Source organism: Marivita sp., assembly GCF_051251565.1.
Classification (GTDB): Bacteria; Pseudomonadota; Alphaproteobacteria; order Rhodobacterales; family Rhodobacteraceae; genus Marivita.
In genome coordinates, this window is the sequence record NZ_JBPOFB010000002.1 from 183,538 (window position 1) to 206,880 (window position 23,343).

Sequence of the window (23,343 nt, forward strand, 5' to 3'; positions counted from 1 at the left end):
AGGGAAAATGGCAAAAGCAATGAGCGCACAAGATCGTGTTATTCCGTCCGCAGAAGGCATTGCTGCCTCTGTTCGCGCCACAAAGAGCAAGGGTTCGCCACCGGTGCACCTTTGGAACCCGCCGTTCTGCGGAGATTTGGACATGCGCATCGCGCGCGACGGGACATGGTTCTATCTTGGCACACCGATTGGGCGGGCCCCTTTGGTCAAGCTGTTTTCGTCGATTCTGCGCAAGGATGGCGAGAAATATTTCCTCGTGACCCCGGTTGAGAAGGTGGGAATCACCGTTGATGATGCGCCATTTGTAGCAACTGATTTCGATGTGACCGGTGCGGGCACGGCGCAGGTGCTGACCTTCACCACCCATGTCGGAGACACCGCTGTTGCAGGACCGGAGCATCCGATCCGGGTGGACCGTGATCCCGAGACAGGCGAGCCGTCGCCCTATGTGCTGGTGCGCGCAAACCTTGAGGCGTTGATTGATCGCAAGAGTTTCTACCGCTTGGTCGATTGCGGCGCGCATCACGACGTTGATGGGCAAAGCTGGTTCGGGGTTTGGTCCAGCGGGCAGTTCTTTTCGATTATTCCGTCGGTGGAGCTGGTTGATTGATCCTGTCTGATTGATCATGGGAACGCCGCTTTGAAGCGGGGGCTCACAGGCTCATCACAGGGCGTGTGCAAGAGGGTGTGAACGTTAGTCGCCCAGTTTGGCGTGCACCTCTTCCAAGTCGATTTTGCCGATGGGCATTTTGTTGCCTGGGTTTTCGAAATCGTATTTGAACAGGTCGAAATCTTTTTTGTAGATCTCGTAGACCAGATGCATCGACAGGTCGTCGAAATAGTCCTCAATCGGATGGGCGCGTTTTGGCCCGTGACCTTCGCTTTCGTTGAAGCGGGGGATCGTGGTCAGGTCGATCTTTTGCTTGGTGTCCACATGGGCCAGCACATCGGCCATGCCGTCATTGAAGCTTTCGGTCCAGAAGATGTTGTCGTAGCGGCCACCGTTCACGATGAAGGTGCTGATGTGGCCTGACATGGCGGACCAGTGAATGTCCGGGTCCATGGGGCGCCGCCAGCGAATGGTGTCACGGGCAAAAAGCAGGAAGCGGCGGAAGCTTTGGATTTGGTCGAATTCCTGTTTGCCGTCCTCGCCACCTACTTCGATCCCGTATTTCTGGATCAAAAGCGGGACAAGGTTGCCCCGGTAGCGTTTGCCATTGCGCTGAATGCCGCAAATCTTGTCGAAGAACGAGCTTAGGATACGGGTGTAGGGGTTGCGCACGCAGGTGAAGGAATAGGTGTCGTGCGCCTGAATGCGCTTGGTGATCGGATCTTTGCTGTGATCGAGCGCCCATTTGTGCAGGCCGTTTTGCGCATCATGGATATCGCCGTCAAAAAAGCTGCCATGATCTGAAAAAAACATGATCTGACCGATGGTCGAGCACGCACATTTCGGCACAACGCGATAGACCATGCTTTCGCTTTCGGTCATCCAAGTTCCCGGAAATCCCATATCCTGCTGCCTCCAGCCTCATTCTGGGCTCTTGTTGTCCCGTAACGTAAACAAAAAATCAAAGAAAGTCGGTTTATTCAATCTCTGAACATGCTTATCACTACAACAATGAGTTTATAAATGGGCAAGATGAAGACCTGAATGGCAAATATCGCCTTCATATTGCTGTGTCACAAAGACCCCGATGCAATCATCCGACAGGCGCTGAGCCTGACTGCGGTCGGAGATTACATTTCGATACACTTTGATGCGCGCGCAGATGCGTCCGCCTATGCCGCGATCCAGACCGCATTGTCGGACAATCCCAACGTCACGTTCGCCAAAAAGCGGATCAAATGCGGGTGGGGGGAATGGTCCTTGGTGCAGGCCACGCTTTACGCGGTTCAGGCCGCTGTAGACGCGTTTCCGCGGGCCACGCATTTCTATATGCTGTCCGGGGATTGCCAGGCCATCAAGACCGCCGAATACGCCCATGACTACCTTGATCGCATGGACGCAGATTTCATCGAAAGCTTTGATTTCTTTGCGTCTGACTGGATCAAGACGGGGATGAAAGAAGAACGGCTGATCTACCGGCATTACTTCAACGAACGCACGCAGAAACGGATTTTTTACCAGAGCTACCATCTTCAGCAGAGATTTGGCCTGACCCGGAAAATCCCGGAAGATCTTGAGATCCAGATCGGCAGCCAATGGTGGTGCCTGCGCCGGCCCACTGTCGAGGCGATCCTCGGTTTTGTCAAAGCGCGCCCGGACGTGATGCGGTTTTTCAGCACGACCTGGATTCCCGACGAGACGTTTTTCCAAACCCTCGTGCGCCATCTTGTGCCAGAGCGCGAGATCGAGTGCCGCACGCTGACGTTCCTCATGTTCTCGGATTACGGGATGCCGGTGACGTTCTACAATGACCATTTCGATCTGTTGCTGAGCCAGGATTTCCTGTTTGCCCGCAAGATCAGCCCCGAAGCGATGCAGCTCAAGGAGCGGTTGGGCACGCTTTATTCCGCGAAGAACGTGAATTTCGAGATCTCGAACGAAGGGCGGTCGCTTTACAAGTTCCTGACCGGCAAGGGGCGGATCGGACGCCGCTTTGCGCCCCGGTTCTGGGAAACCGAAAGCACGTTGGGCCGGGAACGCGAATTGCTGATCGTGGTGTGCAAGAAATGGCATGTTGCCAAGCGGTTGGTGTCGCGAATCCGGCAGCTGACCAATATCCCGTGTATCGAGTACCTCTTTAACGAGGAAAACACCGATCTGCCGGATATGGGTGGGATTCAATCCACTTTGGGCAAGCGGCATCGCCATCGGCGGTCGCTGATGCGGATGCTGTATGATTACTACGAATCCGACCGCATGGTCGTCTGTATGGACCCCGGCAATCTGGACCTGCTTGAAGATTTTTGCCGTGACCGGGCGACCACGCGATTGCTTGAGGTCAATTGCACTTTCACAGATGAGTATCTGACCGGCCACGCCATGCGCGTTGGTCTGGCGGGGGAACGGACGCCGCAAGAAACGCTTGAGCGGTTGTTGCCCACGATCCGCAATGACATCCTGCATGAAAGCGACAGTATCCGCGACGCGGAGTTCGAAAATCACCAGCGCATCCGCGAGGAAGACAGCATCGACGTGAACGCCGCTGCCTTGGCAAGTTTCCTGTCGATCGCGCCGGAACAGGCGCTGGAGATCGCGCGCACCGATCATTTGTTTGCAGACTAAGGAACCGCTGCATGTCTTACGTCTATGATGACCAGAATATCTTCGCCAAGATCCTGCGGGGCGAGATCCCCAATTCGACGGTTCTGGAAACCGAACACACGCTGGCATTTCGGGATATTCAGCCGCAAGCGCCGGTGCATGTTCTGGTGATCCCGAAGGGTCCGTATGTGTGCTACGACCATTTCGCGCTCGAGGCCAGCGACGCCGAGATCGTGGATTTCAACCGTGCTGTGGGGGAGGTCTGCAAGATGGAAGGCGTGCAAGACGGCGGATACCGCATCATCTCGAACGCGGGAGAGGCTGGTGTGCAGGAAGTGCCGCATCTGCACATCCACGTTCTGGGCGGGCGGGGTCTGGGACGGATGTTACAACCGGCGCGGTAGGCGGGCGTTACGAAACGCTTGCCCGCGCACAGCGTCAGGCTGACCGCGTCAGCGACAGGAACACGTCTTCAAGATCGGCCTGTTCGGTGCGCACATCGCGGATGCGCACACCACTGTCGCGCAGCATGCCCAGTACGTCTTCGGCGGTGGTTTGGCGTGCGCGGTAGCTGACAGCGATTGTGCCGTCGTCACGCCGGGTGATCCCAATACCGTCCACATTGGGCAGGGTGGCAATATCGGTTTCCGGCTGGATCACCATCGTCTTGGCGTCCAGCGCGCCCAACAGATTCTTGGTGCTGTCGCGGGCGACAACTGCGCCGTGGTTGATGATCGCGATCTCGTCGCACATCTCTTCGGCCTCTTCGAGGTAATGCGTCGTCAGGATAATCGTCATGCCGCTTTCGCGGTTGAGCTTGCGCACATTCGTCCAGAGCATCTGCCGCAGTTCGATATCCACCCCGGCGGTGGGTTCATCCAGCACCAGAACATGCGGCCGGTGCACAAGCGCCTTGCCCAGCAAGAGTCGCCGCCGCATCCCGCCTGACAGCGTGCGCGCATAGGCTTCGGCCTTGTCGGTGAGGCCGATCATCTTGAGGATGTCGTCGGACCGGCGTTCGGATTTGGGCACGCCGTATAGACCGGCCTGCACCTCAAGCGCGCCGCGCGGGGTGAAGAACGGATCAAGGTTCAATTCCTGCGGCATGACACCAATGGCGGCGCGGGACTGGCGCGGGTTCACGTCCTGATCCCAGCCCCAGATCGTGACTTTGCCTGCGGTTTTGGTCACCAACCCGGCCAGGATGTTGATCAGCGTCGATTTGCCAGCGCCGTTTGGCCCCAGAAGTCCAAACACCGATCCGCGCGGCACAGTAAGGTCGATCCCCTTGAGCGCCTCTTTTCCCCCGGAATAGGTTTTCCGCAGACCTTCGATCTGAATGGCGTTCTGTATCATCGCTGTCTCTTGCCCCCTCGGCCGTGTCGTCTTACACCGCTCCTAGTGGATAACGCCAATGAAGGAAACGCAGCAGATGGCAACGCAAGCGCCCGAAACCAAGATCGTGGACAGCTACCGCATCGCCTGTGATGGCGGTGAAGGAGCCCTGGGGCACCCGCGCGTCTGGCTGCAAATCTCTGGTGAGCATGGCTGGGTTGAATGTCCGTATTGCGATGCCAAGTATGTGCATCGGGATTTCGCAGACGGACAAGATACCTGACAGCGGGCAGAATTTCCTGCGTGCGTGTCAACTGATCGGAATAGGTGCAGGCCCGCAGGGCAGCGCCGGAGTGTCATCCTCAGGGCCGGTCAGGAATTGCAGCACCAAGTCTCCGGACCAGGCGGTGATCTCGCGTCCGCGATTGTCCTGACCGCTGCTGATGACAGTGCCGGTTTCGTTGTCGAGCGTGTGATAGAGTATATTCGCCTCGACCCCGTTTTCGCATATCAGCCCCGCCCGGCCCGGCGTGTTTGGCCCTCCGGCAACCCATTCGCCGGTGCACGCGGTGTCGTCGTCCAGAAAGCCCACCACGATCCCGGTGTCCCAGCCATGGGCCTGACCGTCGAAATACACGCCTTCACTGCCAAGGCAGGCCAGCGCGCGGACGCAATTGGCTTTGTCAAAGGGGATGTTTTCGCATGCGGGCAGCGTGGATTGTCGGCTGGTTTCTGGGCTTAAACCATCCAACCGCAGAGTTTCGTTTGCCATTGCGCCGGTGGCCAAGGCTGTGGTTGCAAAAAACAGAATTCCAAAGTGTTTGACCATGATAAGCTCTTTGACGCATTCGCGCAGAAGTTTAGTCCTCGAATTGCGCGTTGCTAGAGGAACCGTATGTTGTGGATCAATCAGATGCAAAAAATCGGCAGATTCTTGCCAAGATGAACACGGCTAAAGGTTGGCAAAAGCTGACAGGTTCGGAAGAGGGCACCCCGACGTTCGCACTGGAACCGGGCCTCTGTCCGTGGCACACCGGATCCATTCAAAACAAGGGGCGTGCGCGACATGGCATTCGGCAAAGGACACCATCTTCACCTGATCGACGGGTCGGCCTTTATCTTTCGCGCCTATCATGCGCTGCCACCGCTGACGCGCAAATCCGACGGGTTGCCGATTGGCGCGGTGTCCGGATTTTGCAACATGCTGCAACGCTATGTCGAAGGGAATGCCGGGTCCGATGTGACCCATTTGGCGGTGATTTTCGATAAGGGCAGTCATACGTTCCGCAACGATATGTACGACCTTTACAAGGCCAACCGCGAAGCGATGCCCGTAGACCTGCGCCCACAGATCCCCCTGACCCGCCGTGCGACCGAGGCGTTCAACATCGCCTGCGAGGAAAAGGAAGGCTATGAGGCCGACGATATTATTGCCACTCTTGCCGTTCAGGCGCGAAAGGCGGGCGGGCGGGTGACGATCATTTCGTCCGACAAAGACCTGATGCAGCTCGTGGGTGACGGCGTCGAGATGTTCGATGCCATGAAGAACCGCACAATTGACCGCGACGGCGTGTTCGAGAAATTCGGTGTTTACCCGGAACGGGTTGTCGATGTTCAGGCGCTTGCGGGCGACAGCGTTGACAACGTGCCCGGTGCACCGGGGATCGGGGTCAAGACAGCGGCGCTTCTGATCAACGAATTCGGGTCATTGGAAGACTTGCTGGACCGCGCGGGCGAGATCAAACAGCCCAAGCGCCGCGAAACGCTGATCGAGAAGCGGGACCAGATTGAACTGAGCAAGAAGCTTGTTCTGCTGGACGAGAACACGCCGCTGGACTTTACGCTGGATGATCTGGAAGTGCGCGATCCTGACCCGGACAAGCTGATGACATTTCTGGCGGAAATGGAGTTCCGGACTTTGACGAAACGGATTGCCGATGCGCTGTCAGTTGAGGCGCCGGTCATTCCCGACACCACACCGGAGGGGGCCAATCCGCCCGAAGGGGATGCGCCGGAACTGCCGCCCATGGACCCGGCGAGCTATGAGTGTGTGCGCGATCTGACGGCGTTGCAGGTCTATATTGATGCCGCCCGCGAAAAGGGGTGGCTGGCGTTCGACACCGAAACCACGGGCCTGGATGACATGGTTGTGGACCTTGTCGGTATCTCGCTTTGCGTGGAGCCCGGCAAGGCGTGTTACGTGCCGCTGACCCATAAGGGCGAGGGCGGCGAAGGGCTCTTTGGGTCGGATGCTTTGGCCGAGGGTCAAATCCCGCTGGATGATGCATTGGCTGCGCTTAGGCCGCTGCTCGAAGATCCGGCGGTGATCAAGATCGGCCAGAACATGAAATACGACACCAAGATCATGTCGCGCTACGGGGTTGATGTGCAGCCCATCGATGACACGATGCTCATGTCCTATGCCATGAACGCGGGTCTGCACAGCCACGGGATGGACACGTTATCCGAGCGGTATCTGGGGCATACGCCGATCCCGATCAAAGAGCTGTTGGGTTCGGGCAAAAGTCAGATCACCTTTGACCGCGTGCCCATCGAACAGGCCACACCCTATGCGGCAGAAGACGCGGATATCACGTTGCGCCTGTGGCTGATGTTCAAGCCGCAACTTCACAAAGTGAAGGTCACCCGTGTGTACGAGACGATGGAGCGTCCACTTGTGCCGGTGCTGGCGCAGATGGAGCGGCATGGGATCAAGGTGGACCGCGATACGCTGTCGCGCATGTCCAACGCGTTCAGCCAGAAAATGGCCGGGCTGGAGGACGAAATTTACGAGTTGGTGGGCCGAAAGTTCAATGTCGGTTCCCCCAAGCAGTTGGGCGAAATCCTGTTTGACGAAATGAGTCTTGAAGGCGGCAAGCGTGGCAAGACCGGGGCCTATGCCACTGGGGCGGATGTGCTTGAAGATTTGGCGACGGAGCACGAATTGCCGCGCCGGGTTCTGGATTGGCGGCAACTCAGCAAGCTCAAATCCACCTACACGGACGCGCTGCAAGACCACATCAACCGTGATACGGGTCGCGTGCACACGTCTTATTCGATCGCCGGGGCCAACACCGGGCGTCTGGCGTCAACCGATCCAAACCTGCAAAACATCCCGATCCGATCCGAGGAAGGCCGCCGCATCCGAGAGGCGTTTGTGGCCGAAGATGGCAAAACGCTGGTGGCGCTGGACTATTCCCAGATCGAGTTGCGCATCCTTGCGCATATCGCCGATATTCAGGCGCTCAAGGATGCGTTCAAAGACGGGCAGGACATTCACGCCGCCACCGCGTCCGAAATGTTCAATGTGCCGCTGGACGAGATGACACCCGATGTGCGCCGTCAGGCGAAGGCGATCAATTTCGGGGTGATCTACGGCATTTCCGGCTTTGGACTTGCCCGCAACCTGCGCATCCCGCGCGCCGAGGCGCAGGGGTTTATCGACCGCTATTTCGAACGCTTTCCGGGCATCAAGACCTATATGGAAGAAACCACGGAATTCGCCAAGAAACACAACCGCGTCGAGACGCTCTTTGGCCGTGTGATCCACACGCCTGAGATCAACGTCAAAGGCCCCCGCGCCGGGTTCGCCAAACGCGCCGCTATCAACGCGCCCATCCAGGGCACTGCCGCCGACATCATTCGCCGCGCGATGATCCGTATGCCGGATGCTATTGCCGGTTTGCCCGCGAAGATGCTGCTTCAGGTCCATGACGAATTGCTGTTCGAGGTCGATCAGGGGGCCGAAGACGAATTGATCAAAGTCGCGCGCGAGATCATGGAAGGTGCGGCTGATCCGGTGGTGCATTTGACTGTGCCTTTGGTCGCGGATGCCGGGCAAGGAGCGAACTGGGCTGAAGCGCATTGACGGGCGACGAGATTTCAAAATCTCGCCTCATGGCCTTTGAAAGGGCCTTTGCCCACCCCGCAAGGAGGCATGTTTGACCGTCCTTCGTATTTCCAACCGGGACGCGCGCCGTCTTTGGCTGTCGACCAACGGGTTGGCGGACGCGCCTCTGGGCAAGGGGGAGACCGCCGCTCTGATCCAATCGCTTGGGTTTGTGCAGCTTGATACGATCCAAGTGGTGTCGCGGGCGCACCATCACATTCTTTGGAGCCGCGACGCGACTTACCGGGAACCGGTGCTCAACGGGCTTTTGGCCAAGGACCGGGCCGTGTTCGAGCATTTCACCCATGACGCCTCTGTTCTGCCGATGGAGTTCCTGCCAATGTGGCAGCGCCAGTTTCGGCGGATGAAGGACAAGTCGAGTCGGTCGTCGTGGTATGGCAAACACCTTGATCCGGCCCATCTTGAGGTCATCCGGCGGCGCATCACCGAGGAAGGGCCGCTGTCCACCCATGATTTTGATACCAAAATCGTTGGCGCGCGCGAGATGTGGAAGCGCCCGCCGCATAAGATCGGGCTTGATTTCCTGTGGTATGCGGGGGAATTGGCCACCAGCCATCGGGATGGGTTTACAAAGGTTTACGATCTCGCAGAACGGGTATTTCCGGCCCATCTGCGTGATCAGGATATCGCGGACCGGGATCAGATTGATTGGCTGTGCCACGCTGCGCTGGACCGCATTGGCTTTGGCAGCTTGGGTGAGATCCGCAAGTTCTGGGAAGCAACAGAGGTGGCCGAGGTTGCGGATTGGGCGCGACTGCATGCGTCTGTGATCGTTCCGGTCGAGGTGGAAGCCGCTGATGGCAGTTGGACCAAGGCGTTCGCCGCACCCGATATCGACGCCCGGCTGAAAGCGCTTGCGCCACCATCGTCGCGGCTGCGCATCCTGAACCCGTTCGATCCCGCGATCCGCGACCGTGTGCGCCTGAAACGGCTGTTCGGCTTCGACTATACGGTCGAGATGTTCGTGCCCGCCGCCAAGCGTCAATGGGGGTATTATGTGTATCCGCTGCTCGAAGGGGACAGGTTTGTTGGGCGGATCGAGGTTAAGGCGGATCGGGCGAAGGGCAGTATGACTGTGCTGAACCTTTGGTGGGAGCCAGGGGTCAGCGCATCGAAACAGCGTATGCAGAAGCTTGACGCAGAGCTGGCTCGCCTTGCCCGTCTGGTAGGTGTTGATCGAACAAACCTGTCCGACCAGCCCCCGGCTTAGGTCTGCTGTACCAACACAAGTGACGGGTCAGATCAGCCCGGCAGCCTTGAACAGTGCCTGCAAATCCGTCTCGGGGCGCGGTCCGATATGCGAGATCACCTCGGCGGCGGCCACGCAGCCCATGCGGCCAGAGGTCTCCATATCGCGGCCCGTGGCCAGTCCATAAAGAAACCCGGCGGCAAACTGATCGCCTGCGCCGGTTGCGTCCACGGGCACCACCTTTTTGACAGGAATGTCGACGCGTGCGCCGTTGTGGATGATCGACACGCCGTCACCGGACCGGGTGCAGACGACCAGCGGACAGATTGCAGCTACTGCTGCCAGATCGGTCTCAAGATCGTTGTTCTGATACAGCGATATGATCTCGGCCTCGTTGCCAATGACGTAATCCATCTCGTGTTCGATCAGGTTCAGGAAATCGGTGCGATGGCGTTCGACGCAGAACGGATCGGAAATGGCGATACCGGCCAGTCCACCTGCTGCGCGGCAGGTGCGGGCGGTGCGGATAAACGCGTCTTTTCCCTTGTCCTTGTCGAAGAGATAGCCTTCGAGAAACACAATCTCGGCCTGTGCAGCGACATCCTCGGACACGTCCTCGGCGCTTAGCTCGGCGGAAATGCCAAGATAGGTGTTCATCGACCGTTCGCCATCCGGGGACACAAAGATCATCGACCGCGATGTCGGCAATTCGCCACCCGCCACCGGGGCGTTCACGAAATCTGTGCCGTCCTTTTCCATCGCATCGGCGTAGAAGCGGCCCAACGCGTCATCATGCACCCGCCCGATGAACCCGGTGCGCAGCCCCAGATTTCCCAGGCCCGCCAACGTGTTGGCCACTGATCCGCCGGGCGTCTGTGTGCGTTCCTTCATGGCGGCATACAGTGTTTCGCCGCGGTCGCGTTCCACCAGTTGCATGATGCCTTTTTGGATGCCCATCAGATCCAGAAACGTGTCCTCGGCCCGCGCGATCACATCGACAACGGCGTTGCCGATGCCGACAACTTGGTAGGTCTTTTTCATTCGGTCTTGTCCTCGAATTGGCAGAGATCGCGGATCAGGCAGGCCCCGCATTTGGGTTTGCGCGCGACGCAGGTATAGCGCCCGTGCAGGATCATCCAGTGGTGTGCGTGCTGCTGAAAATCGACGGGAATATGGTCTTCAATCGCGCGTTCGACTGCGACCACGTCTTTGCCGGGGCAGATGCCGCTGCGGTTGCCAAGGCGGAAGATATGAGTGTCCACGGCTTGCGATGGATGGTGCCACCACATGTTGAGCACCACATTCGCGGTCTTGCGGCCGACGCCCGGCAGGCTTTCCAAGGCGGCGCGGGAATTGGGCACATCGCCGTTGTAGTCTTCGACCAGAATACGGCTGAGTTTGATGACGTTCTTGGCTTTGTTGCGATAGAGGCCAATCGTCTTGATGTGCTCGGTCACGCCCTCTTCGCCAAGCGCCAGCATCTTTTCCGGTGTATCGGCGATCTTGAACAGCTCTTTGGTGGCTTTGTTCACGCCGGCATCTGTGGCCTGCGCCGACAGGGCCACCGCCACCACAAGAGTGTAGGCGTTGACGTGATCCAATTCGCCTTTCGGTTCGGCCTCGGCGGCCTGAAAGCGGGTAAAGATCTCGCGGATGGTGTGATAATCGAGTTGCTTGGCCATATTTGTCCCATATGCCGCGCGGGGGCCGGAGGGGCAAGCCTTCTGCTTGCGCAGGTTTCGGGTCGCGCCGGGCTTGCCCTATCGGCTACATCTGATCCAACACGTGCGGAAAGGATGGCCGGATGACGCAGAACGAGGACAACAGCCAAGGCTATCATTTCAACGTCATGCGCCGTGCGCTGGATATCATTGACGGACATGGGCCGACTGTGCCGCTTGATGCGCTGGCTGCCGAGATGAACATGAGCCCCGCGCATTTTCAACGTGTCTTTTCCCGGTGGGTGGGCGTCAGCCCGAAGCGCTATCAGCAATACCTGACGTTGGGCCATGCCAAGGCGCTTTTGCAGAACCGGTTCACAACTTTGCAAACTGCGCATGAAACCGGCCTGTCCGGGGGCGGACGGCTGCACGATCTGTTTCTGCGTTGGGAGTCGATGAGCCCCGGTGACTTTGCCCGCAAGGGTGCGGGGCTGACCATTTTCTGGGGCTGGTTCGAAAGTCCGTTTGGTCCGGCCTTGGTTATGGGGACGGACAAGGGGCTGTGCGGGATAGGGTTTTCTGCGGAAACCGGAGAAGACCACGCGTGGCAAGACCTGATCAGTCGCTGGCCAAGGGCGGATTATGTCGAAGATCCAATGATGTTGCGCCCTTGGGTGTTGAGCGCGTTTGGTGCGGATGGCGCATTGGAGCCAACGCCGCTTTTCATGATTGGCGCGCCGTTCCAGATCAAGGTGTGGGAGGCGCTGATGCAGGTGCCGTCCGGCCATGTGACCACCTATTCGGAGATTGCGGAGTTCATCGGCCATCCCAAGGCGGTGCGCGCTGTGGGCACGGCGGTCGGACGCAACCCAATCAGCTACCTGATCCCCTGTCACCGTGCGCTGCGCAAATCGGGCGGTTTGGGGGGCTATCACTGGGGGTTGCCGGTCAAGCGCACCATCCTTGCATGGGAATCCGCGCGCCGCGAGGCCGAAAGCTGACCGACTGGCGTGCGCGGAAAGGTGCCGATTTCCCCGCGACACGGACCATCAGGCTTGGTATGTTATCGAATAGCAGCAATGAGACCCGTAAGCATGGGCGCAATCATCAAGAGGCACATCAGCATGACACTTTCGAAATTTACCCTTCCCATCGCGCTGATCGGCGCGCTTGTCCTGTCCGCCTGTACGCAGGGCGGGTTCAGTGACCCGAACGATCCGAACCGTCAGGCGAAACAGGGTGCGGCCATTGGGGCTGGCGTTGGCGCATTGGCAGGCATCCTTGCGGGTGACGATCCCGAAGAACGCCGGCGCGGGGCGCTGATTGGTGCCGTTGTCGGCGGGGCCGGTGGTGCGGTTATCGGCAACCAGCTTGATAGGCAGGAAGCCGATCTGCGGGCGCAGCTGGGCAACAACAATGTCAGCATCCGCAACACGGGAGACCGTCTGATCGTGACGCTGCCGCAGGACATCCTGTTCGCCACCAACAGCGCGACGCTGCGCCCGGACCTCCAGCGCGACCTGCGCACGGTTGGTCAAAGCCTGCTCGCCTATCCTGATACGACTGTGCAGGTTGTTGGACACACCGACAACACCGGCGATGCATCGTTTAACTTTAACCTGTCGCAGCAGCGTGCGCAGTCAGTTGCCACAATCCTTGCCTCCGAGGGGGTTCCCGCCTTTCGCATCCAGAGCATTGGTCGCGGCGAAGATCAGCCAATTGCAAGTAACCTGACACCTGAAGGCCGTGCGCAGAACCGCCGGGTTGAGATCGTGATCCTGCCGAACGCCTGATCCGGTTTTCGGAGCATTACCGGCCCGCACTGTCATGGTGCGGGCTTTTTTGTGCGTGGTGCGGTCTGCATGGGTTGCCATGGTCGGCTTATGTGCCAGTTTGCAGCGCAAGCTTACAGGAGACACAGCATGGCAGACCTTACCCTACTTGGCCTTTGCGGATCGCTTCGAAGCGCGTCCACCAATCGCCTTTTGATGCAAGAGGCCGCGCGCCGGTTTGGCCCGGCGACCTTTGTCGAAGGGGACCTGCGGCTGCCGCTTTACGATGGGGATATGGAAGAGGCGACTGGTGTCCCGGATGCGGTTCAAACTCTGGCGGACCAGATCGGGGCGGCCGATGCGGTGATCGTTGCAACGCCGGAATACAACAAGGGCATTTCTGGTGTTCTGAAAAACGCGCTGGATTGGGTCAGCCGGACCAAGGGCGCGCCTTGGGCGGGCAAGCCCGTCGCGTTGATGTCAGCGGCGGCTGGGCGTGCCGGGGGCGAGCGGACCCAGAACATGGCGCGGCTTTGCCTGACGCCGTTCCGGCCTTTGCTGCTGACCGGGCCAGAGGTGATGGTCGCTGCCACGGCACAGCAATGGGACGACGACGGGCGGCTGACCAACGAGGTTAATGCCAAGGCGTTGGATGCGTTGATGCAGGACCTGCGTGGCTATGCGGAGGCAAAGCGGGCTGCCTGATCAGCAGCCTGTGCCTTTTGTAACTACGCCAACGGTTTTCAGCATGACCGAGATATCCTGGGCGAAAGTGATTTTGCCCAGATATTCCGCATCGTACTGCGCGCGCTGTGCAAAGCTGCTTTGGTGGCGCACAGACACCTGCCAGAAGCCGGTAAGGCCGGGGCGCAGCGCGTAATATGCAGAGCCGGGATACAGAGCTTGCTGATCCACCATCATCGGACGTGGGCCAACCAGCGACATTTCGCCCTTGAGCACGTTCCAAAGCTGGGGCAGTTCGTCGAGCGATGCCTTGCGCAGAAACTGGCCGACTTTCGTGATGCGCGGGTCGTTGCGAAGTTTCTGGTTGCGGTCCCATTCGGCGCGGGCCTCGGGGTTGTTGCGCAGATGCGCCTCAAGTGCCTGATCTGCGTTCGCGACCATGGTGCGCAGTTTCCACATTTTGAACGTCTTGCCAAAGCGGCCGACGCGTGTCTGGTGATAGAAGGGCGATCCACCATCCCGCGCGATAAGTATGGCGCATACAGCCAGTATGAGGATCACGGGCAACGCCGCCATCAACACCAAGACGATATCGACGCCGCGCTTAAAGAAATCACGGTAGGCGCTTTTTGGTTCGCCGCTTGAAAAAGCAGCGTTTACCATTGCTTCGATATCAGTGGCAGGCAGCGGTTGACGAATATGCAGTGTCATTGGAACACCCTTTTGACCCTCTGTGCTGGGGCTGACTGCGGGGTTGCCAGTGGCGTGCAAGAACTGGTTGCTTGGAGCGCAATGCTTCAAGCAGGTTTTCTTCGGAATTGTTCCGAAGCTCAGGCTTTACAGGCTATGTGGCAGACTTCAGCAGACGAACCTTACGCAACTCCCAAGTGGAAGCACCAACCCCCAAGTGCCAAACTAAAAAATGGCAGGATTGTGACCTGCCGATCGATAGGTTGTTTATGAGCTTTCGCCTCATTTAGGTCAACTTTGAGAGTCCGGGGAAACTATATCGTGCGTTCCCATGTGCTGTTCAACCATAGCGTGTGCATGACTAAAGGAGGTGTTTCGCGCCGTGAGGCGGAATTTACTTTTGACAATTCGTGGGCAATCTTTCATTCGTTGCGACACATTGATTTTTATCTGTTGCAAAAAGGTGTTTTTCCCGAGCGCCGTTTTGCTTCGAATTGGACCTAAATTCCTGACAATTCATGCTGCACGTGCAGCATTGGGCGCAAAATTTAGACTCAGTTTTGATTAATTTAAATGAAATCGACGTTATTGTTTCCAAAGTGGAAACGGCAACATGGCGCGCAATGCCTGCGCCATAGGGTTCCATTGTTCGAAATACCGTAACAATAGAAGCGTTCGAAATTCTGGCTTTCCATGAGCGGTTGCCGACGTTCTTGGGGGCCAACGATAAATCTGACCAGATCACGAACTGTCACAATATGAAATATATTGGGCGGAAATTGGGCACGCACCTTCGCCCGAGCGCCCCAATTCAGTCCGAATCGTGTCTGATTAGCGAGAATCGGGTGAAACTGCGGCACGGCTGGACAAGGTTGCGCCATGATCTGTGGCGGTCTATTTGCGCACATGTCTCTCTGAACCAGGATGGTTGTCCAATGTCCCACAAAGTTTATCCGCGCGATCTTCCTGATGACCTTGATCTGGGTCCGGAGGTCGCCATTGATTGCGAGACGATGGGGTTGCATCCGCATCGGGACCGGCTCTGCGTGGTTCAGTTGTCGGGCGGCGATGGCAAAGCGCATCTTGTCCAAATCGAGAAGGGCCAGACTTCTGCACCCAATCTTGAACGGCTGTTGACCGATCCCAAGATTCTCAAGCTGTTTCACTTTGGTAGGTTTGATATTGCCGCGTTGCAAAACGCCTTTGGAGTTGTGACGGCCCCAGTCTACTGCACCAAGATTGCCAGCCGACTTGTGCGCACTTACACGGACCGTCACGGTCTCAAAGTGCTTTTGCAGGAATTGCTGGGGGTGGATATCTCGAAGCAGCAGCAATCCAGCGATTGGGGCGCGGCCACTTTGAGCGCGGCGCAGGTAGAATATGCCGCGTCGGATGTTCTTTACCTGCACAAGCTGCGCGATGTGCTGAATGGCATGCTCGAACGTGAAGACCGTGCGGTGCTGGCGCAGGCTTGTTTTAGTTTTTTGCCCACCCGCGCACATCTTGATCTGGCGGGTTGGCCGGACACTGACATTTTTGCGCATAGCTGATTGCGCGGACGGCACATATGTATTCGCGCCTTATCGCCTGGTTGAAAATTCTGTTTCCGCTGGGCGCGCTTGTGCTTTTGTCGACGATCTTTCTGTATTCGCGCGGGCCCGATCCGATCGCTACCATCCCGGTGCTCACCGGTGGCGCAGACCCGACCCGGACTGAACAGGTGGGCGGTCCGTTTTACGCGGGCACAACCGAAAGCGGGCAGGGGTTGACCCTCTCGGCGCGGCAGGCGCGGCTCAGCGGCCCGGACACTTCGGGCATGATCGCGGATGACGTGCAGGCGGTGATCGACATTGAGGACGGCAACCGTATCGTGATTGATGCCACTGTCGGTCAGGTGGAAAATGGCGACACCTTGATTTTGCGTGAGGGTGTGACGTTGCAAAGCAGTTCCGGTTATACGGTCAGAACCGATGGATTGACTGCCGCTATGGACCGCGTTGCAATCGAAAGTACGGGCACAGTCGAAGCCGATGGCCCCGGATTGACCCTGACGGCGGGAAAACTCCGAGTGGATGACATAGACGGCTCTGCAGAGATTCAGTTGCTGTTCACGGACGGGGTAAAGCTGCTATACACGCCGCAACAGGACGAGGCCGAGTGATGATCCGAACAGTGATGACCGTTACGATGCTGTGCCTTGCAACCGCTACTTTTGCGCAGGGCACCGAAGTTGCCTTTGGCACGGTTCAGCAGGACACGTCCCTTCCTGTTGAGGTCAGCGCTGATGCGCTGTCAGTATCGCAAAGCGATGGATCAGCGCTTTTTACCGGGAATGTGGTTATCGGTCAGGGCGACATGCGCCTGTCTGCGCCACGGGTTCTGGTCTTTTACACAAATGATCAAAGCGGGGTGGAGCGGCTTGAGGCGACGGGCGGGGTAACGCTTGTGAACGGCGATCAGGCGGCTGAGGCCACCACTGCGGAATACGAAGTCAACCGGGGCACCATCCGTATGTTGGGCAATGTGCTGCTGACGCAGGGGGCAAACACGCTTGTTTCGGACAGCATGGATGTCGATCTGGAAAACGGAACTGCCCGGATGAACGGGCGCGTGCGCACGGTGTTCCAGTCGGGGGACAATTGATGTCCCCGCCGCAGCTTTCGGTGACCGAGGGCCAAAGCGGGCTGATAGTGAGCCATCTTCGCAAGAGCTACAAAAAGCGCGTTGTGATCCGCGACGTGTCCCTTGAGGTGCAGCGCGGTGAGGTGGTTGCCTTGCTTGGTCCGAATGGAAGTGGCAAAACCACGTCATTCTACGCGATTGCCGGTTTGGTGAACCCCGAGGGCGGTCAGGTTTTGATTGATGGTCAGGATGTCACCTACCTGCCGATGTATCGCCGGGCGCGGATGGGCATCGGGTATCTGCCACAGGAAATGTCGATCTTTCGTGGGATGAGTGTCGAAGACAATATCAGTGCCATTCTCGATATCAGCCAACCTGACCGCCACAAACGGCGCGAGCGGCTTGAAGACCTTTTGGGCGAGTTCTCGATCGAACATCTGCGCCGCGCACCCGCCCTTGCGTTGTCTGGCGGCGAACGTCGCCGCGTTGAAATCGCGCGCTGCCTGGCGGCCGATCCCAAGTATCTGTTGCTTGACGAACCCTTTGCCGGTGTTGATCCGATCAGTGTTGGCGACATCCGACATCTGGTTGCCGATCTCAAGAAACGGGGCATTGGTGTGCTGATCACCGACCACAACGTGCGCGAGACACTCGAAATCGTAGATCGGGCCTATATCCTGCATGACGGTAAGGTTCTGATGTCGGGATCGCCGGACGAAGTTGTCCGCAACGAAAACGTGCGCCGTGTCTATTTGGGTGACAGTTTCCGCATTGGATAATTCCCGCAGCATTTGACGGAAGTGATTGACATATAGCCGTTGCGCGATTGAAATGATTGCATGGCGCTTGAAGATACTGACCGTCAAATTCTGCCTTGCCCGCCTCATCGGCTGGACGGTGAAACGCAATGGTCAGACTGCCATATTCCCTTCGCCCGCGAACATGATACCGGCGTGACCGGTGCTGTTTTCGTGCGGAGCCAAAACAAAAAAAGGATATCCTATGCGTTACCAGATAACCGGCAAACAGATCGACGTTGGTGAAGCGCTTCAGACTCATGTGAGGACTGAATTGGACACGATGCTGGGCAAGTATGCCGGGCGTCCGACGGATGCGACCGTCGTGTTTTCAAAAAGCGCCCATGAATTTGTTTGTGAGACAGTTGTGCACTTGTCGACCGGTTTGAACGCAACGGCCAAGGCGCATGCGACTGAAATCTATGCGGCGTTTGATGCCTGTTCTGAAAAGATGGACAAGCAGCTGCGCCGCTATAAACGGCGTTTGAAGGACCACCATAAGGACCGAACGGAACCAGTTGAACTTTTTGGGGCGTCCTCGTATATCCTCGCCAGCGAAGTTGAGACGCAAGACGACGAGCCGGAATCATTGCAGCCGATCATTGTCGCAGAGATGGAGACCAAAATCCCATCCCTGACAGTGGGCGAAGCGGTGATGCAGATGGAGTTAGCGGGGCTGCCGGTTTTGGTATTCCGAAATGACAAAAAGGACGGTGTGAACGTCGTATACCGCCGTGAAGATGGAAACATCGGCTGGATTGATCCATAAATCCAGAACACGGGCGTCGTTCGTCCAATAAACGAGCAGCACATGAAATTTGCAGATCTGTTAAACCAAAAGGCTGTTAAGGCCGTGACAAGTGCATCCAGCAAAAAGCGCTTGATGCATGATATCGCCGACCTTGCCGAGTCTGCCTATGGCATCTCTGCCCCTCGTGCTGTTGAGGCGCTTTTGGAACGTGAAAGCCTTGGCCCAACTGGTGTGGGCCATGGCGTCGCCCTTCCGCATGCACGTCTTGATGGCGTGGATGCGGTTGTTGGTGTGTTTATATTATTGGAAAAGCCGATTGATTTTGATGCGGTCGATCGGCAGCCGGTGGATGTGATCTTTGCGCTGTTTGCGCCTGAAGATGCCGGGGTTGAACACCTCAAGGCGCTTGCGTTGGTGTCGCGTACGTTGCGGGATCAGAACTTCTGCGCCAAACTGCGCGCGAACCCTGATCCAACCACGCTCCACACGATCATCACCGAAGCCGCAGCCGATAAAGCCGCATAAAAATACCCCTGCGCAAGCAGACGGGTTTATGCGAAATCTGCAAATCCAAACATCATGTAGTCGCGCGGATAGGCGTCACGGCAGAGCTGTTCCAGATTGGTGTCATAGATCGCCGTAAGACGATCCAAATGTGCGCAGGTGGTGACGGGCAGCGTTGGTATTGACGCGATACCCAACGTGCGGGCAAGTTGTGGCAAAGAGATCGGCAGTTCGTCTTCGCGAAATACATGATCCGGCAGGCAGAACTCGGACATGCCCTGAAGACAGGTCACCTGGCTTGCCCAATGGGCATCGACACGGATGCTTGTCTGGCCGTTCAGGTTCGATTTCAGAAAGTGCAGGAATTTCTCAAACGCGGCTTTGTGGGCGCGCAGATCATATCCTGAATCACTGGGGCCATCTGGCAGGTCGAAATCGTGAAAGCGGATCAATTGATTGCGGATCTTCGTAAAGCTGCCCGAGCCGTTGCTTAGGATCTTGTCGCAGAATGCCGCGTGTGCGCGCAGCAGGGGATGCCGCGAAACGGTAAAGCGTTGGTGTCCCGGGTTGTCCTGCATCCAGCCGCGCAACGTCTTTTGATTGAAATCTGACACCAGATCGGCGCCGACCCCATCCAAAGCCGCCATCCAGTTGGTGACCAGCGCCTCTGGACCAGAGCGCATCGGCATGAACAAAAGCGGATGATGCGCACAGGCGACGTAAGACGGCACAACCGGGCCACGCCGAGGTTCGAAATTCGGCGTGCGGGTCAGGTCAAAGCGGTCAAGCCCACGCAATGCCGTTTCCATCTGGTTGAAATTGGCAACCTTGTCGGACAAGGGCTGTGGGTTTTGGGGTTTCAGATCGCTCTGGAACGTTTCGGGGGCGGCGTCGGTGCCCAGCCAGCGGGCAAGGCCGCTCAGGACTTCGGTGTCGTGGAGATCGTCATAGCCGATATAGTATGCGCTTTGCCCCGTGACCTGCATGGCGCGCATGATCTCCAGCTGAAAGTTTTGCGTCTGCCCCAGATGGCGTTCGAATTCATGCAGATCGAAATGCGCCTTGGCGTCCTTGCGGTTCTTGACGTTGGTCAGCTTCCACTGATCCGTCGCCTTGGCAATCTTGAGGCTGATATAGCTGTCCAGCGGGTTGCGGGTGAGAACGATCTTGGCACAGCGCGGATCAGACAGGATGGCGGGCAGGATACGGGGATCGTGATCATGGAAATACCGAAATCCACCCAGCCCGGTGCTTTGCGTGCGGATCGCCTGCAACAGCCTTTCGGGGTTTTCTTCGCGCTGGCGGTGGGTGACGCCCAGTATATCGTCCCGGTTCGGATATCCGATGAAGTTCAGGTTAAACGCCTCACCATGGCAGGTGACGCCCTCAATCCGGTTGATGTAATCTTCCAGAAGGTTTGACCCGGTCCGCATTTCGGCAAAAACAACAAAAAAATCAAAAGGGCCGGACATGGCTTATTTCTTTACCAGATAGGGGCGGGGGCGGTCAGCCTCGCGCGTCGGGCTCTGGGCAATCGGGTCCGCCGGGAAATCCCCCATCAGGTAGGGATGCATCCCCTGATTTTTCAGATTCTGAAGGAATTGGCCAAAGCCTGTCAGATCAACCATTCTTGGTGCTTGGGTCAGGCGACGGTTGGGTTGCACGCCGATCTCGTCCACGATCACCTGAATGGACTCCATCGGGCTTTCCATGAACTCGGCCATGGTCCAGATGCGTTTGCGGCACTTCGAATAGGGCGATCGCAGCGCGTCAAGCATCTCGGTTTCGATCTTTTGCAACTGTGCCGCCTCGCGCCGCAGGTCGCCAAAGCTGCGGTTGGACTGAAATAGCGGGATCGCCCATGCGCCGCTGATCACAGACACCTGTGCGTTGGGGTCTTTGGCAATATCCCAAATGACGTGCTTGCTGCTGTTTGGACCAAGCTGAAAACACTGGCGTTCACCCCGCGTGTTCCAAAGCAGGTTGGTCAGGAACATCTTGGTGTCATAGTCCCGCAAGGTCGCGTTGTCCGACAGCGCCCCATTCATAAAGGACTGCCCATCCGCGAAATGCGCCCGGTCCGGCGCAAAGAGATGGCCATGCACCCGCGCGCCGGTGGCTTGCCCCAGCCAGTGTTCGAAATCAGTAAACAGCTCGGTGAAGCCTTGGAACACGGAATACTTGGCTGCGGTCACACCGTTTTCCCAGTCTTCATTCGGAAAGCGGCTTTGCATGTAAAGACCGGGCCGCCCACGTGTCCTACGATCAACCGCTTTGGCAAAAATGCGGTCAATCTTGCCGGGGTTGGGTTCCTGAAGGCTAAGTTCCCCCGGTTTTGGGTTCAGGAGCGTTTCATACAAGCGGTCCGCATTGTGCCAGATCTTGCGCGCGACAAAGCAGTCCGACCGGCGCAGAAGTTGCAGGTGATCTTCGTAAAAGATATGCGGTTTGCCTTGAAAATCGAACTTCGACAGGGTCAATGACCGGCTGACGATATTGGTCGAATACAGCCGAGACAGCGATTGGAAATAGCTTTCGTCCGGAATCCAGACGTGTCGAAAATAGCGGTCATAGGTTTTGCGTTTGGGGTCTTCGAGGATCGACGCCAGTGTCTGCCGCGTCAGGCACCACCACTGGCTGCCCATATGGGGTGTAAGACCCTCGGGCACCTTGCGTTTATAGCCCACCGCGCGTTGCAGTTCGACAAAGCGGTCAAACAAATAGCGGTTGCGCCGCCACGAAAACGGGAACCGCATGGTAAAGCGTTCTTCATCCAGCCCGCCAACCGTCCATGGGACATCCGCAGTTGTCGCGCTTTCGATGTGATCGGTGCGCGGGCGGGCCTTGAGGTAATCCACCAATTCCTGAACCGGACGCAGCGGCAAGCAAGACCCGGAGGTCAGGTAGACGTGGCTGACATCTTCGAATTCGGCCAACATCAATTCACTGGCGTCCTGGCTGGCTGCAACCAGCCCCCAGGTGCCCCAATCACAGCGATGTCTGCTTGAGAACCGGATCAACGGATCATCGCTTAGCCGTTCGGTGAATATCTTGAAGCGCTTGTTTGACACGATTTTGTCGACATGGATCACCACGGGACAACCCGCCTTGGTCCAATGGCGGGCCACCTGTTCCGCGCGGTGCAGCGCTGTGTGGCACAGCATGATGATGCCGATGCTCATGCCCAATTGCCCATCGACATGAGACCCAGAATTTCAAGCTGGCGCCAGTTGATGTATTTCTCGGACCACTTGCACCACAGTTCAGGATTGTCCTGAAGCGTGTTGGAATAGGCCACATATTCCCGGCTGCCTGCGTAGTGTTCACGGCGCTTAAGCTCTTCCATTGCCTTTTCGTTGAAAGTGCTGATGAACTTCGTGTGCAACAGAGCGCCTGACGCTTTTTCGCCGCCCCATTCGTCATAGACGTAATTCAGGCCGCGCGGCAAAAGCATGTGGGTCGAGCTGGCATAGGCATAGCGGTTGTGCCATTTCACCAGCGGTATCTTGTTCAGCGCCGGTGCCGCATCGGGTTGATCGGCAAAGAACACCCGTGCGCGCGGACCGCCCTGTATCCACAGATTGCCCAACAGATGATTGCGCTTGAGCGTATAGTTGCCGGAATCGAACCAAGAAGCGATATCCAGCGGGTTCTGGCCCGCCTGATAGGGCACGGCATCAATCCGTCCCTTGGGATACATATCCAACAGCATCGCGCTAAACGATCGGATCGACGACGCATCCAGCCAATCGGTCAGGGCGGGCAGGGGGCGGGAGTCGCAAAAGGGATAGACAAAGAATTCATCGGGATCGACGGTCAGGCACCAATGATCATGGCCATATTTCCGCAGCAGCCAGTTCATCCAGTCCATGCCAAAGCGTGACCGCTTATAGCTTTTGCGGCTGTGCCAGACTGAAACATCCGGTTGCTGCGCCAACAATTCGGCGGTGCCATCGGTGCTGTCATTGTCGACGAAAAAGAAGTGCGAGACACCCATCTCGCGATAGTATTTCAGGAAATACGGCAAACGGATGCCTTCGTTTCGCAAGGTGCAGAACAGCAGGATATCTGACTTTCGAATGGTGTCTGTGCGATTGGAAACAGGTTTTAATTCGCGCCGTTTGCGAAACGCGCGAATCCTCCAGCGCTTTCGCTGGAGCCGAAGCCCATATCTTTGTACCACACCCAAGAGTAGTCGCCTGTTATTGCCGTCGCAC

Annotated in this window: 25 protein-coding genes; 16 read left to right on the forward strand and 9 right to left on the reverse strand. The window is 57.5% G+C overall.

What is annotated here, in order from left to right; genetic code table 11:
- Window positions 1-19: 19 nt before the first annotated feature.
- Window positions 20-610: a DUF1285 domain-containing protein gene (locus tag ACSHXH_RS03365; RefSeq protein ID WP_435670350.1), complete on the forward strand. Its 591-nt coding sequence runs from the start codon at window positions 20-22 to the stop codon at window positions 608-610.
- Between the two features lie 84 nt (window positions 611-694).
- Here ACSHXH_RS03365 and ACSHXH_RS03370 read toward each other — a convergent pair whose 3' ends face one another.
- Complete coding sequence (locus ACSHXH_RS03370; protein WP_435670351.1) at window positions 695-1,513, reverse strand: sulfotransferase family protein; 819 nt, start codon at window positions 1,511-1,513, stop codon at window positions 695-697.
- Window positions 1,514-1,654: 141 nt separating this feature from the next.
- On the opposite strand from ACSHXH_RS03370, the gene ACSHXH_RS03375 reads away from it, so the two are divergent.
- A complete protein-coding gene (locus ACSHXH_RS03375) occupies window positions 1,655-3,232 on the forward strand; it encodes a DUF5928 domain-containing protein (protein WP_435670352.1) in 1,578 nt (525 codons plus the stop codon).
- 11 nt (window positions 3,233-3,243) lie between these two features.
- Complete coding sequence (locus tag ACSHXH_RS03380) at window positions 3,244-3,615, forward strand: histidine triad nucleotide-binding protein (protein ID WP_435670353.1); 372 nt, start codon at window positions 3,244-3,246, stop codon at window positions 3,613-3,615.
- 34 nt (window positions 3,616-3,649) lie between these two features.
- On the opposite strand, the gene ACSHXH_RS03385 is transcribed toward ACSHXH_RS03380, so the two are convergent.
- Window positions 3,650-4,567, reverse strand: a complete 918-nt coding sequence (locus ACSHXH_RS03385) for an ABC transporter ATP-binding protein (protein ID WP_435670354.1) — start codon at window positions 4,565-4,567, stop codon at window positions 3,650-3,652.
- 76 nt (window positions 4,568-4,643) lie between these two features.
- On the opposite strand from ACSHXH_RS03385, the gene ACSHXH_RS03390 reads away from it, so the two are divergent.
- The gene (locus ACSHXH_RS03390) at window positions 4,644-4,829 is read left to right on the forward strand and encodes a zinc-finger domain-containing protein (RefSeq protein ID WP_435670355.1); all 186 of its coding nucleotides are present in this window, start codon (window positions 4,644-4,646) and stop codon (window positions 4,827-4,829) included.
- A gap of 27 nt (window positions 4,830-4,856) precedes the next feature.
- Here ACSHXH_RS03390 and ACSHXH_RS03395 read toward each other — a convergent pair whose 3' ends face one another.
- A complete protein-coding gene (locus ACSHXH_RS03395; RefSeq protein ID WP_435670356.1) occupies window positions 4,857-5,375 on the reverse strand; it encodes a hypothetical protein in 519 nt (172 codons plus the stop codon).
- 237 nt (window positions 5,376-5,612) lie between these two features.
- Between ACSHXH_RS03395 and polA the strand changes: the two genes are divergently transcribed.
- Window positions 5,613-8,414: a DNA polymerase I gene (gene polA / locus ACSHXH_RS03400; protein WP_435670357.1), complete on the forward strand. Its 2,802-nt coding sequence runs from the start codon at window positions 5,613-5,615 to the stop codon at window positions 8,412-8,414.
- Window positions 8,415-8,487: 73 nt separating this feature from the next.
- Complete coding sequence (locus tag ACSHXH_RS03405; RefSeq protein WP_435670358.1) at window positions 8,488-9,666, forward strand: winged helix-turn-helix domain-containing protein; 1,179 nt, start codon at window positions 8,488-8,490, stop codon at window positions 9,664-9,666.
- A gap of 27 nt (window positions 9,667-9,693) precedes the next feature.
- Here ACSHXH_RS03405 and ACSHXH_RS03410 read toward each other — a convergent pair whose 3' ends face one another.
- Window positions 9,694-10,686, reverse strand: a complete 993-nt coding sequence (locus tag ACSHXH_RS03410) for an adenosine kinase (protein WP_435670359.1) — start codon at window positions 10,684-10,686, stop codon at window positions 9,694-9,696.
- Window positions 10,683-11,327, reverse strand: a complete 645-nt coding sequence (gene nth / locus ACSHXH_RS03415; protein WP_435670360.1) for an endonuclease III — start codon at window positions 11,325-11,327, stop codon at window positions 10,683-10,685. The genes ACSHXH_RS03410 and nth overlap by 4 nt, the downstream gene beginning before the upstream one ends.
- Window positions 11,328-11,449: 122 nt before the next feature.
- Between nth and ACSHXH_RS03420 the strand changes: the two genes are divergently transcribed.
- From ACSHXH_RS03420 to ACSHXH_RS03430, 3 genes are all read left to right on the forward strand, one after another.
- Entirely contained in the window at window positions 11,450-12,307 is an 858-nt protein-coding gene (locus ACSHXH_RS03420) for a methylated-DNA--[protein]-cysteine S-methyltransferase (protein WP_435670361.1), read from the forward strand.
- Between the two features lie 123 nt (window positions 12,308-12,430).
- Window positions 12,431-13,099 carry an OmpA family protein gene (locus ACSHXH_RS03425; RefSeq protein ID WP_435670362.1) on the forward strand — a complete coding sequence of 223 codons (669 nt, stop codon included), beginning with the start codon at window positions 12,431-12,433 and terminating at the stop codon, window positions 13,097-13,099.
- 129 nt (window positions 13,100-13,228) lie between these two features.
- On the forward strand, window positions 13,229-13,783 hold the full coding sequence (locus ACSHXH_RS03430) for an NADPH-dependent FMN reductase (RefSeq protein ID WP_435670363.1): 555 nt from the start codon (window positions 13,229-13,231) through the stop codon (window positions 13,781-13,783).
- Here ACSHXH_RS03430 and ACSHXH_RS03435 read toward each other — a convergent pair whose 3' ends face one another.
- A complete protein-coding gene (locus ACSHXH_RS03435) occupies window positions 13,784-14,473 on the reverse strand; it encodes a sugar transferase (protein ID WP_435670364.1) in 690 nt (229 codons plus the stop codon).
- 914 nt (window positions 14,474-15,387) lie between these two features.
- On the opposite strand from ACSHXH_RS03435, the gene ACSHXH_RS03440 reads away from it, so the two are divergent.
- Genes ACSHXH_RS03440 through ACSHXH_RS03470 form a run of 7 tightly spaced genes read left to right on the forward strand, consistent with a single transcriptional unit; the run spans window position 15,388 to window position 19,147 of the window.
- Window positions 15,388-16,002: a ribonuclease D gene (locus ACSHXH_RS03440; RefSeq protein ID WP_435670365.1), complete on the forward strand. Its 615-nt coding sequence runs from the start codon at window positions 15,388-15,390 to the stop codon at window positions 16,000-16,002.
- A gap of 17 nt (window positions 16,003-16,019) precedes the next feature.
- Window positions 16,020-16,613 (forward strand): LPS export ABC transporter periplasmic protein LptC, encoded by a 594-nt coding sequence (gene lptC / locus ACSHXH_RS03445; RefSeq protein WP_435670366.1) that lies wholly within the window; start codon window positions 16,020-16,022, stop codon window positions 16,611-16,613.
- Window positions 16,613-17,095 carry an LptA/OstA family protein gene (locus ACSHXH_RS03450; protein WP_435670367.1) on the forward strand — a complete coding sequence of 161 codons (483 nt, stop codon included), beginning with the start codon at window positions 16,613-16,615 and terminating at the stop codon, window positions 17,093-17,095. Before lptC ends, ACSHXH_RS03450 begins: the two co-directional genes overlap by 1 nt.
- On the forward strand, window positions 17,095-17,853 hold the full coding sequence (gene lptB / locus ACSHXH_RS03455) for an LPS export ABC transporter ATP-binding protein (RefSeq protein ID WP_435670368.1): 759 nt from the start codon (window positions 17,095-17,097) through the stop codon (window positions 17,851-17,853). Before ACSHXH_RS03450 ends, lptB begins: the two co-directional genes overlap by 1 nt.
- 60 nt (window positions 17,854-17,913) lie before the next feature.
- Window positions 17,914-18,117 carry a hypothetical protein gene (locus tag ACSHXH_RS03460; protein ID WP_435670369.1) on the forward strand — a complete coding sequence of 68 codons (204 nt, stop codon included), beginning with the start codon at window positions 17,914-17,916 and terminating at the stop codon, window positions 18,115-18,117.
- Window positions 18,077-18,640 (forward strand): ribosome hibernation-promoting factor, HPF/YfiA family, encoded by a 564-nt coding sequence (gene hpf / locus ACSHXH_RS03465; RefSeq protein WP_435670370.1) that lies wholly within the window; start codon window positions 18,077-18,079, stop codon window positions 18,638-18,640. Before ACSHXH_RS03460 ends, hpf begins: the two co-directional genes overlap by 41 nt.
- Before the next feature lie 42 nt (window positions 18,641-18,682).
- Entirely contained in the window at window positions 18,683-19,147 is a 465-nt protein-coding gene (locus tag ACSHXH_RS03470; protein WP_435670371.1) for a PTS sugar transporter subunit IIA, read from the forward strand.
- A 26-nt stretch (window positions 19,148-19,173) separates the two neighbouring features.
- Here ACSHXH_RS03470 and ACSHXH_RS03475 read toward each other — a convergent pair whose 3' ends face one another.
- The 3 genes from ACSHXH_RS03475 to ACSHXH_RS03485 are packed head-to-tail and all read right to left on the reverse strand — an operon-like array spanning window position 19,174 to window position 23,315.
- Window positions 19,174-20,559, reverse strand: coding sequence for a sulfotransferase family 2 domain-containing protein (locus ACSHXH_RS03475; RefSeq protein ID WP_435670372.1), 1,386 nt, complete (start codon window positions 20,557-20,559; stop codon window positions 19,174-19,176).
- Window positions 20,560-20,601: 42 nt separating this feature from the next.
- Window positions 20,602-22,308: a DUF5927 domain-containing protein gene (locus ACSHXH_RS03480; protein WP_435670373.1), complete on the reverse strand. Its 1,707-nt coding sequence runs from the start codon at window positions 22,306-22,308 to the stop codon at window positions 20,602-20,604.
- Window positions 22,305-23,315: a glycosyltransferase family 2 protein gene (locus ACSHXH_RS03485; protein WP_435670374.1), complete on the reverse strand. Its 1,011-nt coding sequence runs from the start codon at window positions 23,313-23,315 to the stop codon at window positions 22,305-22,307. Before ACSHXH_RS03485 ends, ACSHXH_RS03480 begins: the two co-directional genes overlap by 4 nt.
- Window positions 23,316-23,343: the final 28 nt, after the last annotated feature.

Excerpts from the sequence above, each read along its gene's own strand:
- ACSHXH_RS03430 (WP_435670363.1), top strand. The coding sequence starts at position 13,229 with ATGGCAGACCTTACCCTACTTGGCCTTTGCGGATCGCTTCGAAGCGCG.
- ACSHXH_RS03370 (WP_435670351.1), bottom strand. The coding sequence starts at position 1,513 with ATGGGATTTCCGGGAACTTGGATGACCGAAAGCGAAAGCATGGTCTAT.
- ACSHXH_RS03395 (WP_435670356.1), bottom strand. The coding sequence starts at position 5,375 with ATGGTCAAACACTTTGGAATTCTGTTTTTTGCAACCACAGCCTTGGCC.
- ACSHXH_RS03460 (WP_435670369.1), top strand. The coding sequence starts at position 17,914 with ATGGCGCTTGAAGATACTGACCGTCAAATTCTGCCTTGCCCGCCTCAT.
- ACSHXH_RS03410 (WP_435670359.1), bottom strand. The coding sequence starts at position 10,686 with ATGAAAAAGACCTACCAAGTTGTCGGCATCGGCAACGCCGTTGTCGAT.
- ACSHXH_RS03390 (WP_435670355.1), top strand. The coding sequence starts at position 4,644 with ATGGCAACGCAAGCGCCCGAAACCAAGATCGTGGACAGCTACCGCATC.
- lptC (WP_435670366.1), top strand. The coding sequence starts at position 16,020 with ATGTATTCGCGCCTTATCGCCTGGTTGAAAATTCTGTTTCCGCTGGGC.
- ACSHXH_RS03375 (WP_435670352.1), top strand. The coding sequence starts at position 1,655 with ATGGCAAATATCGCCTTCATATTGCTGTGTCACAAAGACCCCGATGCA.
- ACSHXH_RS03480 (WP_435670373.1), bottom strand. The coding sequence starts at position 22,308 with ATGAGCATCGGCATCATCATGCTGTGCCACACAGCGCTGCACCGCGCG.
- ACSHXH_RS03450 (WP_435670367.1), top strand. The coding sequence starts at position 16,613 with ATGATCCGAACAGTGATGACCGTTACGATGCTGTGCCTTGCAACCGCT.
- ACSHXH_RS03365 (WP_435670350.1), top strand. The coding sequence starts at position 20 with ATGAGCGCACAAGATCGTGTTATTCCGTCCGCAGAAGGCATTGCTGCC.
- ACSHXH_RS03435 (WP_435670364.1), bottom strand. The coding sequence starts at position 14,473 with ATGACACTGCATATTCGTCAACCGCTGCCTGCCACTGATATCGAAGCA.
- ACSHXH_RS03475 (WP_435670372.1), bottom strand. The coding sequence starts at position 20,559 with ATGCGGACCGGGTCAAACCTTCTGGAAGATTACATCAACCGGATTGAG.
- hpf (WP_435670370.1), top strand. The coding sequence starts at position 18,077 with ATGCGTTACCAGATAACCGGCAAACAGATCGACGTTGGTGAAGCGCTT.
- ACSHXH_RS03425 (WP_435670362.1), top strand. The coding sequence starts at position 12,431 with ATGACACTTTCGAAATTTACCCTTCCCATCGCGCTGATCGGCGCGCTT.
- ACSHXH_RS03470 (WP_435670371.1), top strand. The coding sequence starts at position 18,683 with ATGAAATTTGCAGATCTGTTAAACCAAAAGGCTGTTAAGGCCGTGACA.
- ACSHXH_RS03440 (WP_435670365.1), top strand. The coding sequence starts at position 15,388 with ATGTCCCACAAAGTTTATCCGCGCGATCTTCCTGATGACCTTGATCTG.
- ACSHXH_RS03385 (WP_435670354.1), bottom strand. The coding sequence starts at position 4,567 with ATGATACAGAACGCCATTCAGATCGAAGGTCTGCGGAAAACCTATTCC.
- nth (WP_435670360.1), bottom strand. The coding sequence starts at position 11,327 with ATGGCCAAGCAACTCGATTATCACACCATCCGCGAGATCTTTACCCGC.
- ACSHXH_RS03420 (WP_435670361.1), top strand. The coding sequence starts at position 11,450 with ATGACGCAGAACGAGGACAACAGCCAAGGCTATCATTTCAACGTCATG.
- lptB (WP_435670368.1), top strand. The coding sequence starts at position 17,095 with ATGTCCCCGCCGCAGCTTTCGGTGACCGAGGGCCAAAGCGGGCTGATA.
- polA (WP_435670357.1), top strand. The coding sequence starts at position 5,613 with ATGGCATTCGGCAAAGGACACCATCTTCACCTGATCGACGGGTCGGCC.
- ACSHXH_RS03380 (WP_435670353.1), top strand. The coding sequence starts at position 3,244 with ATGTCTTACGTCTATGATGACCAGAATATCTTCGCCAAGATCCTGCGG.